General features: G+C 54.5%; 10 protein-coding genes and 1 pseudogene. 7 read left to right on the forward strand and 4 right to left on the reverse strand.

Features of this window, described 5'->3' with window-relative positions:
• The first annotated feature begins 493 nt into the window (after positions 1 to 493).
• Positions 494 to 1,150 carry a quinolone resistance pentapeptide repeat protein QnrS2 gene (locus PG888_RS21410; RefSeq protein WP_012537714.1) on the forward strand — a complete coding sequence of 219 codons (657 nt, stop codon included), beginning with the start codon at positions 494 to 496 and terminating at the stop codon, positions 1,148 to 1,150.
• 629 nt (positions 1,151 to 1,779) lie between these two features.
• Here the strand turns inward: PG888_RS21410 and mobQ are convergent.
• Positions 1,780 to 3,330 (reverse strand): MobQ family relaxase, encoded by a 1,551-nt coding sequence (gene mobQ / locus PG888_RS21415; protein WP_167557709.1) that lies wholly within the window; start codon positions 3,328 to 3,330, stop codon positions 1,780 to 1,782.
• 157 nt (positions 3,331 to 3,487) lie between these two features.
• Here mobQ and PG888_RS21420 point away from each other — a divergent pair, with 157 nt between their 5' ends.
• Positions 3,488 to 3,805 carry a mobilization protein gene (locus tag PG888_RS21420; RefSeq protein ID WP_167557710.1) on the forward strand — a complete coding sequence of 106 codons (318 nt, stop codon included), beginning with the start codon at positions 3,488 to 3,490 and terminating at the stop codon, positions 3,803 to 3,805.
• Here PG888_RS21420 and PG888_RS21425 read toward each other — a convergent pair.
• Positions 3,792 to 4,034, reverse strand: coding sequence for a plasmid replication protein RepB (locus PG888_RS21425; protein ID WP_167557714.1), 243 nt, complete (start codon positions 4,032 to 4,034; stop codon positions 3,792 to 3,794). The genes PG888_RS21420 and PG888_RS21425 overlap by 14 nt on opposite strands.
• 228 nt (positions 4,035 to 4,262) lie before the next feature.
• Positions 4,263 to 5,228, reverse strand: a complete 966-nt coding sequence (locus PG888_RS21430) for a replication initiation protein (RefSeq protein WP_167557711.1) — start codon at positions 5,226 to 5,228, stop codon at positions 4,263 to 4,265.
• Positions 5,229 to 5,567: 339 nt separating this feature from the next.
• Here PG888_RS21430 and PG888_RS21435 point away from each other — a divergent pair, with 339 nt between their 5' ends.
• From PG888_RS21435 to PG888_RS21455, 5 genes are all read left to right on the forward strand, one after another.
• On the forward strand, positions 5,568 to 6,920 hold the full coding sequence (locus tag PG888_RS21435; RefSeq protein ID WP_205759821.1) for an Eco57I restriction-modification methylase domain-containing protein: 1,353 nt from the start codon (positions 5,568 to 5,570) through the stop codon (positions 6,918 to 6,920).
• The gene (locus PG888_RS21440; protein WP_167557713.1) at positions 6,917 to 7,870 is read left to right on the forward strand and encodes a BsuBI/PstI family type II restriction endonuclease; all 954 of its coding nucleotides are present in this window, start codon (positions 6,917 to 6,919) and stop codon (positions 7,868 to 7,870) included. The genes PG888_RS21435 and PG888_RS21440 overlap by 4 nt, the downstream gene beginning before the upstream one ends.
• Positions 7,871 to 7,887: 17 nt before the next feature.
• The gene (locus tag PG888_RS21445) at positions 7,888 to 8,136 is read left to right on the forward strand and encodes a hypothetical protein (protein ID WP_182939827.1); all 249 of its coding nucleotides are present in this window, start codon (positions 7,888 to 7,890) and stop codon (positions 8,134 to 8,136) included.
• Between the two features lie 352 nt (positions 8,137 to 8,488).
• Entirely contained in the window at positions 8,489 to 8,818 is a 330-nt protein-coding gene (locus PG888_RS21450; protein ID WP_270694323.1) for a hypothetical protein, read from the forward strand.
• Between the two features lie 275 nt (positions 8,819 to 9,093).
• The gene (locus tag PG888_RS21455) at positions 9,094 to 10,752 is read left to right on the forward strand and encodes a methyl-accepting chemotaxis protein (protein WP_194760709.1); all 1,659 of its coding nucleotides are present in this window, start codon (positions 9,094 to 9,096) and stop codon (positions 10,750 to 10,752) included.
• Here PG888_RS21455 and PG888_RS21460 read toward each other — a convergent pair.
• A pseudogene (locus tag PG888_RS21460) lies at positions 10,752 to 11,021 on the reverse strand (transposase); the annotation flags it as partial. The gene PG888_RS21455 and the pseudogene PG888_RS21460 overlap by 1 nt on opposite strands.
• Positions 11,022 to 11,199: the final 178 nt, after the last annotated feature.

Consider the following 11,199-nt stretch of genomic DNA (forward strand, 5'->3'; position numbering starts at 1 on the left):
GAAAAAAGCCATGACTAAGGCAAAGCTTACAGAGTTGCAGAAAGGGGTTCTTTATGCTGCGGCTGTGGTGATCGAAGTGTGTGAGTAGAATAAAGTTTCGTTACTAAGTAATAAAGAATCATACTGAGTATTAAAGATTCATACTTAAATGGCAGCGATCAGAGTACACTGCCATTTCTAAAACGTTTATGCCCCATTCCTTCTTAGACCTTGTATCTACTTCAAATTGCAGGCTTCCGTTTAAGGTTACTTTACCTAATGGCGGACATCAGTAATCTATTGGGTTCCTTTTCTCTGTGGCTTTTTAAGCGGATAACTTTTTTCAATGGTGCCGCGTACTTTGAACGTTAACATAGAGGCTCAGGGCGCTATTTTACCCCCTTAAAATAGGCAAAATGAGGGTTTTTAAGATCTTGATTTTTAGTGTTTTTATTTTGGTGATGTGATGTGGCTTTGATGGTAGTGTTGCGTCCAGTTCATCATAGGAGTCAACATGGAAACCTACCGTCACACATATCGACACCACAGTTTTTCACATCAAGATCTAAGTGATATTACTTTCACTGCTTGCACCTTTATCCGATGCGATTTTCGACGTGCTAACTTGCGTGATGCGACATTTATTAACTGCAAGTTCATTGAACAGGGTGATATCGAAGGTTGCCATTTTGATGTCGCAGACCTTCGCGATGCAAGTTTCCAACAATGCCAGCTTGCGATGGCAAACTTTAGTAACGCCAATTGCTACGGTATTGAGTTACGTGAGTGTGATTTAAAAGGGGCCAACTTTTCCCGAGCAAACTTTGCCAATCAAGTGAGTAATCGTATGTACTTTTGCTCAGCCTTTATTACTGGATGTAACCTGTCTTATGCCAATATGGAGCGGGTCTGTTTAGAAAAATGTGAGCTGTTTGAAAATCGCTGGATAGGGACTCACCTCGCGGGCGCATCACTGAAAGAGTCAGACTTAAGTCGAGGTGTTTTTTCTGAAGATGTCTGGGGACAGTTTAGCCTACAGGGTGCTAATTTATGTCACGCCGAACTCGACGGTTTAGATCCTCGAAAAGTCGATACATCAGGTATCAAAATTGCCAGCTGGCAACAAGAACAGCTTCTCGAAGCGTTGGGTATTGTTGTTTTTCCTGACTAGATGCTTACGAATACCTGCTGATAAACTATACACAACATTAATACATTTTCTAATTCAAATCACCAGAGCTAGATCAATACTTCTAGCTCATTCTTGTCCAGAAACGTGTTTGAATGGGGCCAATCAATCTGTGGATGCTCAAGACAACCAGTATGATACTTTATTACTCAGTTGTAGCGTGACTCAGATTTTGTAGTAGGAATTAGTATGAATCTTTATTTCTGGGTGAGTATCATTTAGAACGGTACAAACAGGGTTACTTGACTGCTTAGTATGAAACTTTATTCCTCTCCTACACGAAGGTTGAGAGAGGATGAAACTCTATTTTCATCAGGATCTGGCCAGAGACCCCATCACCCCGACACAAGGATGATACTTTGCTCGTGAATGTGAACAAGATGCCGCCTAAAAGGCGGCATCTGTCCATCTATAGGGTGAAACTTTATTTTCATCCCACACGAGGTGCACCCGATCAGATAAGCCGCCTCGATGGCGGGAAAATGGGGCCACCGGCCCCAGTTTTTCACCCCCCTCCCCGCACCTCAAAATCAATTTGCGATTTTGACATTTCGAATTGGCGTTTTGATTTGGCCGCTCCTCATCTACTTGTAGCCTTTAGCTGTAACGGCTTACCCCAGTCTTGGGCCATGGTTGCGTTTCGGTGCAGGAGCAGGGTCTATGCCCCTCTTCTGCTGAGCCAGCCAATCGCGCACATCCCTGCTCCTGCCAATTTCCGCGCTCATGGTCTCCCTCTCCCCCCCAGACGTTGAAAGGTAGTCCTCTATGAGCCTCTGAAGCGGCTTAGGGCAGGCATTCCACTCCCTTCCCCCGTCCGCCCACCCGAACGCGCCCAAAGAGCGTTGCAGGGCGATAGTGGTGAAATCCAACGACTGCGCCTTCTGAACCTGAAGAATCTTGCGCTGCCGCTTCGCCTTACGCAGCTCGATCAGCTCGTCGAATAGGGTTATCCGCCTGTTGTATTCCGGCCAGAGGCGAGCAGACGCAGCTTCCGTCGCTTTCCTGACCCGTCTAATCGCCTTCGTGATCCGGTTGCCAAGTTGTTCAAGCTCAGTGCGCAACTCGTCCAACTCGGCCCCGCCAATGCCCTTGCTGTTGAGCCATGTTCTGAAGCCGTGGCCTTCCTCCCACGACGTGATCCGCCTTGCCACGCTATCGCGTTCCCCCTCCAACTCGGTGACGTCACTTTTCGCCTTGCTAACCTCCCAGGAAGACGCCACCTGGGCATCAATGTCCGCTGGTTGGGTCTTCGAGATCACCTCTGTCAACTCCGCATCATCCATCGCGACATAGCGTAGATTCTCCGCCAGTTCGGCGGCGATCACGGCTTCCTGTGCATCCAGCTCGGCCAACTCCCCCCGCACCTCTGCATCCAACTCCTGCACACGCTCATCAACCGCCCTGACCGCCAACGCTTCGCGCTGGCGCTTCTCGCTGTCGATCCCCATACGCCGCTCGAAACCAACCACAGCAGGGCCTAGATGGCGGGTAGGCACCGCATCGAGGCCACGGGCCTTGTTGCTCCGGTGATCAACCTGAGCGGCCACGCCTGCACGAGCTAAATACAGGTTTTGGAGAAGAGCGAAACGCTCACGCCAGTGCTCAATAAGGGCTGGCCCGAACAGGTAGGAGTCGTCATCACGTTCATTGGATCGCGCATCAAACTCTCGGGTTTTTTCGGTGAACCCGTTCGGCCCCAGTCGGCGCGTACTGAGCAGGATATGAGCGTGATGATTTTGATTGTCGATCACCTTCCCAGTGCCGCCCTTCTGGAATTCCGGTGGGGCATGAATCGCCACATCGGCTGCAAAGCCATGTTTCTCGACCAGCTCACGAGCAAATTCGTGGGCCAGTCGTTCGCGGTCATTGGGGGAAAGTTCGTGGGGTAGAGCGATCTCAAATTCACGCGCCACCGTCGAGTTGATGCGGGTCTCTGCGCGCTCGGCTTCATTCCAAAGACGCGCCCTGTCGGAGGCCCATGCAGGGGCATGGCTTGGTAGGATTATGGTCGCTGAAATGACCCCACCTTTCCTCCTGTAGTCGTGCAGCTCACCGGTATTTTCATCAAGTAGTTTTTCGCCAGAGCGGTAGGCAGCCGCAGCAGTGGATGACTGACCATTGCGTCGGCTGAATGTTTTAACAGAGCAGTGATAGATAGCCACGCAGCGCCTCTTGTCTTGATGTTTTACCGCCGGAGGCCGCACGCAAACGGAGTTTGCCTAAGTGCGCCCTTACGGGTTAAAGATTAACACCTAGGCGGCATTTTTTGGCTAATTTATTGCTGGTAAGCTATGGGTAAACAAGAGGGGAGTAAACAGCATGACGGTCATTGAGCAACGAATTGAAAATCTCGAAAAAAAGCTGAAACAGGCGAAGGCAGAGAAGCAACGAAAAGAGGCAAGAATAAGGGCTCAAGAAAGGAAGCGGACTAGGGAGCAAGACACCAGAAGAAAGATCCTAGTTGGTGCCGTATATCTCGCGATAGCAGATAGCGATGATGCAGCACTTAAAGCGCTGACGGATAGAATGGATAAGGCTCTAACTCGGGATGATGACCGCGCCCTGTTCGACCTACCTCCCAGACCGGAACCGAAGGCAGAGGCAGAGGCAGAGGCACCAGAGCCTAGCGCGAACTGAGGTCGATCTCGATACGCCGGAACCCGATGCCATGGGCGGTGTTGGCAGCGGCATCAATGCTCTTGAACACCCGCCACCCTCCGCGCTGCCGTTCCAGCACCACGGTCTCGCTCTGGCGACCGAACTTCACCAGATGGAGGTGGTATCCGGCGCCCATGGGGGTGGGCACCACCAAGACCTTGGAGAACCCACCCTGATCGAACACCCACTTGGCCTGTAGCTCTTCCATCATTTACAGCCTTTTGATGAATCAAATCTCCAATTTGATTCTGCGCCTAACGGGGGGCATGGTCAAGAGCACCCCGCTCCGTGGATAACTGCTGCCGCCCACAGGGGGCAAGCCCCTGATGGACGGACGGGCGCAGTTACCCACCTCGCCAAGATCCTCTCTCTTGAATGATCCGCTAGAGACAAGAAACGCCCTTTCGGGCGCTGTTATCTGATAAGGCTTATTTGATCACTCACGATCACGGCGTAGGTAGTTGGACACGCTGCCCGCCGAAATTTGCAGATCCTCGGCAATATCGCGGTTACTGTAACCCTGCGCCTTGAGTTTTATCACCTCGGGCAACAAGTCCGCCCGAGCCTTGCCGTTCTTAGTTGGACGTTTGGATATTCGCCCGCCTTTAGCCCCTCGATGCGCCTGCACCTGGCTAAACCCAGCGGGGGTGAATCGGTTCCATACCCAACGGGAAATGCTCTTTGCCGTGGCCTTGATCTCCGACACGGGCAGCGGGCCGCCCTGCTCACGGCCAAACGCATTCGCGCTCTCACAAGCAGCTCTCACCGCATCGGCCCAAGCCTCATACCCGTTGGGCCGCCAATACGCTCTAACGGCGCTGTAGGCCCATTCACGCACGTTATCGAACACCGTGACGTTACGCCCCAGCCCGCCAACCTCTTTGCGACTGCGGCGGCTGTAGGCCGCCAAATCGGCGTCTGGGCAGAACTCGGCGAGGTAGTCGAGGCTGTAGGGCTCGATTTGGTGCCAGACAGTGAGCCAATCGCTATGGGTAGGGTTTTTGGTGATCAGCCCTGAATACCCCATGTCGGCCCCTAGCCGCTTCGCTAGAACGTGTTCTATAGCGGCCAGATAGCGCAACGGCTTTTGCCGTGCAGCGCAGGTACGGGCTACAGGGGCCGCCAGCATATACCCGATATGGGCATGGCCGTTCGTGCGGTTAACGCTGACCCAGTGCGGGGCTGGCAAGCCCGCATCCTTCCACGCGTGGTAACTGTCCGGCTTGTCCAAGTCGAACACCAAGGAGGATACATGCGGAGGCGGGTTGTACTGGATGTGGAGATAGCCCAGTGCGGTAGCCTGCGGACGAATGAGCAGCCCTGACGATTTATCATCAGTGCAGTAAGGGCGACGAGGGAGACGTTCGATGAATGCAGCAGCTAGAAGCGCTGGTTTTACCATCTGGCACCGCGCTTATTGGCGGCTCTGGGTTGTTTGATGTGATCCATGTGGTATTCTTGTTCCTGTGATTAAGTCACGGCCCCGAACTCTCTAAGCCATCCGCCAAGATTGCACTTAGAGATTCGGGGTTTGTCTTTTCTGGGCCATAAGTTACCGCAAACTTACAGCATCAAACAACTTATCCCGCACCGGTTAACACTCGCAAATACATGAGGCTTAAAGTTGCTCCAGCGATTGGAAATAGCAGATAACGTTCGCCGCACCATAGCACCACAAACTACACAGAAACATAAATCCGAGTTCGGTCAGTTCATGACCCCTTCGAGTGTGGCCCGTTTCATGGCATCCCTGTTCCCCCATAGCCCCCTTAAAACCTGCCACCTACTGGATGCTGGCGCAGGTGTTGGCGCATTATCCTGCGCCTTTCTCGACCGCTGGGTGACGGGCGGCTTTGGCTTTGAGTCTGTTGAGGCGACGGCCTACGAGATCGACGAGCAGCTTCGCGGCCACCTTGCGCAGCACTTGGCCGGATACAACCGCGTGACGCCCCGCATCCTCGCGGGCGATTACATCGAGCTGGCGACCGGAGAAGGTCTGCTGGATCGAGGCTATACCCATGTGATCCTCAATCCACCTTACAAGAAGATCAACAGCCAGTCAGCCCACCGGCTGGCTCTGCGCACTGTCGGTATCGAGACAGTGAATCTGTATTCCGCCTTTGTCGCGCTGGCCGTGGGCGAGACAGCACCGGGCGGGCAGATCGTGGCCATAATCCCGCGCAGCTTCTGCAACGGGCCGTATTACCGCCCGTTCCGTGACTTCATCCTTGAGCGGGCGGCGATCCGCCACATGCATTTGTTCGAGTCACGCAACAAGGCTTTCAGGGATGACGAGGTGCTGCAGGAAAACATCATCATCCGCTTGGAGCGTGGCGGCCAACAGGGGCCTGTCACGGTCACGACTTCGACAGATGACAGCTTTTCAGACCTGACCACCCACGAACACCCGTTCGACCGGATCGTGTTCCCGGATGACCAGGAACGGTTCATTCATGTGCCGACCACCACCGATAAAAGCGCCATCGAGCTATCGCCCGCCGTGCGCTGCTCGCTGGCCGACATTGGCGTGAAGGTATCGACCGGGCCGGTAGTCGATTTCCGGCTGAAAGCGCACCTGCGCGACATGCCAGAGCCGGGCACCGTGCCCCTGATCTACCCCGGCCACCTGAGCATGACCGGCACCGTCTGGCCCGTGGCGGGCTTGAAGAAGCCCAACGCGATCATGCGCAACGACGAGACGGAAAAGTGGCTTTACCCGAATGGGTTTTATTGCCTAGTGCGCCGATTTTCCTCAAAAGAGGAAAAGCGCCGCGTGGTGGCAAGCTTGGTTGAACCTACCGCCTTTGGCGATCATTCCGTGTTGGGTTTTGAGAACCACATGAACCTGTTTCACGAGGGCAAGCACGGCTTGCCAGAGGCGCTGGCACGTGGACTAGTCGTGTTCCTGAACACAACCGCAGTAGATGAACATTTCCGGCGATTCAACGGCCATACGCAGGTCAATGCAACCGACCTAAAGCAGATGAAGTACCCGAGCCGTGACACTCTGATAGATCTTGGCAAGTGGGCCATGCAGCAAGGAGTTCTCACGCAAGAAGAGATCGACGGCAAGCTAGGAACCCTGACCGCATGAACAACCAAAACGACTACATTGAGGCCGCACAGCAAATCATCATTTCTTTGGGCCTGCCCCGAGCGCAGCAGAACGAGCGTTCTGCCCTGTGCCTGCTGGCCCTCCTGAACCTCACGCCGGGCAAGGCATGGGCCGACGCGGAAAACCCGCTTGTGGGCATCACGCCCATCATGGATTGGGCACGGGAGCACTACGGCAAGGAGTACGCGCCCAACACCCGCGAGACATTCCGCCGTCAGTCCATGCACCAGTTCTGCGACGCTGGCGTAGCCCTCTACAACCCGGACAAGCCCGACCGCCCGGTGAATAGCCCCAAGGCGGTTTATCAGATCGAACCCGCCGCGCTGGCCCTGCTGCGTACCTTCGGCACCCCCGCATGGCATGACAGCCTCACCACCTATCTGGCCGAGCGTGAAACGCTGGTTGCCCGCTACGCCAAGGAGCGCGAGCAGAACCGCATTCCGGTTGAGATTGCACCGGGCCAGCAAATCACCCTCAGCCCCGGCGAGCATAGCGAACTAATCCGGGCCATCATCGAGGACTTCGCACCGCGCTTTGCGCCGGGTAGCGTGCTGGTCTATGCCGGCGACACGGGCGACAAATGGGGCTACTTCGACGCAGCCCTGCTGACCGGGCTGGGTGTCGATGTGGATTCACACGGCAAGATGCCTGACGTGGTGCTGCACTTCACCGCGAAAAACTGGCTGCTACTGGTGGAGTCCGTCACCAGTCACGGGCCGGTCGATGGAAAGCGGCACGCCGAGCTTGCCAAGCTGTTTGCCGGATCGACTGCCGGGCTTGTCTATGTGACCGCCTTCCCGAACCGGGCCATCATGGGCCGCTACCTCGGGGAAATCGCATGGGAAACCGAAGTATGGGTAGCCGATGCCCCCTCTCACCTGATCCACTTCAACGGGGTTCGGTTCCTTGGCCCCTACCCCACCGAATAAGCACAGGAGGCCAGACCATGATTACACCCACCACCGAGACAGCAAAAGAGGTGCTGCGCGGCTACGGACGCGCCAACGAGGCCGCGCTGGCGTCCCTGATGGACGTGCAAGACTGGCAGCGCATCGCCCGGCAGGAGCTTGAGCGCCGGGCTACCAGCATCGTGCAGGCTCTGGATGATGCGACCCTTAAGGCCATCGCAGCGGGAGAGCTAGACATGCGGGCTATGTGCCTACAGGTTACCAACGAGATCCATCAGACCGCCTAAGCCCAAAACTGGCGAATCGAAGGGTGTTCTGAGGTGCGCATAACGCCTTTTATGTTAAACCGCGAATTTTAGCGGCTAAAACGGGGCGCTGGCGGCAAACAGGCCGCCTGTATCGCGTTTTGGGGCGCTTCGACACACAAGACAGGGCATTTACTGCCTGAAAGTTTGCAACGCTTCTGAGGCGGTTTGAGGGCCAGATCCTGCGGGGTATGGTTTCGGCCTGTTTTTGCATCCTGCGGCCTGTTTCGATATCTTGCTCCGCCCGTCGAGGTGTGGGATGAAAATAAAGTGTCATCCCCGAAAATAGAGTTTCATCCTTGAAAATAAAGTCTCACCCTAACCATGGGGCGCAATGGGCGGCCGCAGTGTGGAGGCGTTCTTTATCTCCTGTGATGACCATTACCTGGCCAAGAACCTGAGTTCGATCCGGGATGAAGTAATGGCCGAGGGGGAGGCGCTGACCAACTATGTCAGGGGCCATATCATCCAGCGTCGAAAGTGGGGTGAGTTTGATAAAGAGCGGGCCCGCGAGTTGTGGGGTGATGCGGAGGGGATTGAGATCACCAATTCATATTGCAGTAATCCAGGGCTGATGACTGCTGTCGTAGGGGATGAGTGGTGGTACGACTTGCCGATGGTCGATAAGGGGTCGCCTCAGAATTCGGACAATAAAGCACGCTAACGGCTGGCGTGTCAGGTTGAGGCCATAGACGCCGCGCCGAAGGCGTCAGGAAATTCCGGAAAAGGCCCTACTCTGACGCTCTTTCGCCGCTTCGTCTGACGCCCGGTTGGGCTATAGCCTAGCCGGACAGCCTTCATGGCTTGTTTTTGATTTAAGTACTAAATTGCCCCAGACCATACGGCGAGAAGCCTTGAGGGGGAGCCTGACTCAAGATTTCAAATGAACCAGCCGATACAATGAAGGCACATTGATATGCCTAATAATGAGGTGAAGTAGTGAGTGATTGGCTAACCCGTTTTTCAATTAAAACCCGTCTCATCAGTTTGCTCATTCTGCTAGCTGCTACGGCTGCCGGCCTGACAATGGCGGGGCTTAACGGCATGCGCAGCAGCAATGCCGATATTAACCAGATGTACAACAACGTTCTGCTACCGCTCGATAAGCTTGGCGACCTCACCAATCACATGCACCATGCACGCACTCAGCTTTTGCTTGCTCTGCAACATCAGCCTGGTAGTGCGTTCGAAAAGGCACATGACCACCCCGCGAGCATGCATTTCGATGCTGTGGATAGAAGCGTAGGCAGCATGCGTGAGCGCCTTGCTGACTATCAGCGTATGCCAATGAGCAAAGAGCAGCAGCGCTTGGCCACTGAACTGCAAAACAAGCTGTCTGATTATCTGGATAATGGTGTTCAACCGACGCTCAATGCAATGCGCCAAGGTGACTATGCGGGAGGGAATGCAATCCTGCTGAATCGCTTGCAACCTGCATTTATGACGACCTATGCCAGCGTGCGTAATCTGGTTGAGTCGGAGCAGGAGAGCGCCAATGCAAGCTACCAGCGCGCTAAAGAGAGCTTCGATCGTCTGGTTGTGATAATCGGTCTCACGCTAGTGGTTGCTCTGTTTCTGGCCACAGTCGTGGCTTTGGCTACTGTATCTGGCATCACAAAAGCTGTTCGCGAGCTTCAAGTCGGCGGTCAGCAGCTAGCTGATGGCAATTTGGGCTATCGAGTTACCTATCAGGGGCGTGATGAGCTGGGCGAAATCTCTAGCTCATTCAATGCAATGGCTTCGCGTTTTCACCACACCATTCAAGAGTTGGCGGGGGCTGTGGAGCAACTGGCAGCCGCAGCTGAGCAGACTGCTCAGATCAGCACTGAAACCAGTGACGGCATCCGCCGCCAGCAGTTGGAGACAGATCAGGTTGCTACTGCGATGAACGAAATGTCAGCTACTGTGCAGGATGTGGCTGGGAACGCGGCCAGTGCAGCAAGAGCAGCACAGGAAGCAGATCAGCAGTCGGAAAGTGGAAAGCTTGTTGTTCATCAAACAATCTCTTCTATCGACAGCCTAGCCAGTGAAGTTGAGCACGCGGCCACCGTTATCCATGAGCTTGAAGCAGACAGTGCTGGTATTAGCTCTGTGGTGGATGTCATTCGCAGCATCGCCGATCAAACCAATTTACTTGCCCTTAATGCGGCTATTGAAGCTGCAAGAGCTGGTGAGCAAGGGCGAGGCTTTGCTGTGGTGGCGGATGAGGTGCGCTCGCTTGCTTCGCGCACGCAACAGTCAACCAGCGAAATTCAGACCATGATTGAAAAACTGCAGGGCGGGGCAAATCGTGCTGTTGCGGTCATGCAAAGTAGTTGCACCAAAGCACAAGCTGGTAAACAACAGGTTGCCAGCGCAGGTCATATGCTGGATCAGATCAGTAACGCTGTTGCGATTATTAATGACATGAATGCCATGATTGCATCTGCCGCTGAGGAGCAAAGCTCTGTCGCGGAGGAGATCAATCGTAACGTTACTAGTGTCAGCCAGATTGCCGAGGAAACTAGCGAGGCTTCCCGTCAGAATGTTGCCACCAGTAAGCAACTATCTGCTCTGGCAACCCAACTTCAGCGTCTGGTGCATATGTTCCGTCTTTAGGCAAACTGACGCAGGATTGTAGTCTCGTACAGCGCCTCCTCCATCGCCGGGTCGCTGTAGCCGAACCAGTTCTGCATCAAATGCACGCACAACATCGCCATCAGCGGATAGGCTGGACTGCCGCCTTCACCCTTCGGGTAGTGCGGCTCGATCAAGGCGATCAAACCCTTCCACGGCACCACCTGATCCATCTCGATCAGGAACAACTCTTTGCGGGCCTGCTTGCGCTTGCCGGCATACTCGGCGTAGGCGAAGGTCATCTGCTTCATCGGAAAACTCGGCGGGTGGAATCCGGGTATTTTGCCAAAATCAGGAAGTCTTCTTCAGAGTTTCCTTAGCGTACGTTTTTCTCCGAATTCTGCGGGGTCCCCGATAACCCTGATTACACCTACCTGTGCCGCATCATTCAGGCCGTCCGTGATGGTCTGCGCGAGTACACCAAGAGCA

Source organism: Aeromonas sp. QDB23 (assembly GCF_027707745.1).
GTDB lineage: Bacteria > Pseudomonadota > Gammaproteobacteria > Enterobacterales > Aeromonadaceae > Aeromonas > Aeromonas allosaccharophila.

Excerpts from the sequence above, each read along its gene's own strand:
- PG888_RS21430 (WP_167557711.1), bottom strand. The coding sequence starts at position 5,228 with ATGGTAAAACCAGCGCTTCTAGCTGCTGCATTCATCGAACGTCTCCCT.
- PG888_RS21410 (WP_012537714.1), top strand. The coding sequence starts at position 494 with ATGGAAACCTACCGTCACACATATCGACACCACAGTTTTTCACATCAA.
- PG888_RS21435 (WP_205759821.1), top strand. The coding sequence starts at position 5,568 with ATGGCATCCCTGTTCCCCCATAGCCCCCTTAAAACCTGCCACCTACTG.
- PG888_RS21440 (WP_167557713.1), top strand. The coding sequence starts at position 6,917 with ATGAACAACCAAAACGACTACATTGAGGCCGCACAGCAAATCATCATT.
- PG888_RS21420 (WP_167557710.1), top strand. The coding sequence starts at position 3,488 with ATGACGGTCATTGAGCAACGAATTGAAAATCTCGAAAAAAAGCTGAAA.
- PG888_RS21450 (WP_270694323.1), top strand. The coding sequence starts at position 8,489 with ATGGGCGGCCGCAGTGTGGAGGCGTTCTTTATCTCCTGTGATGACCAT.
- PG888_RS21445 (WP_182939827.1), top strand. The coding sequence starts at position 7,888 with ATGATTACACCCACCACCGAGACAGCAAAAGAGGTGCTGCGCGGCTAC.
- PG888_RS21425 (WP_167557714.1), bottom strand. The coding sequence starts at position 4,034 with ATGGAAGAGCTACAGGCCAAGTGGGTGTTCGATCAGGGTGGGTTCTCC.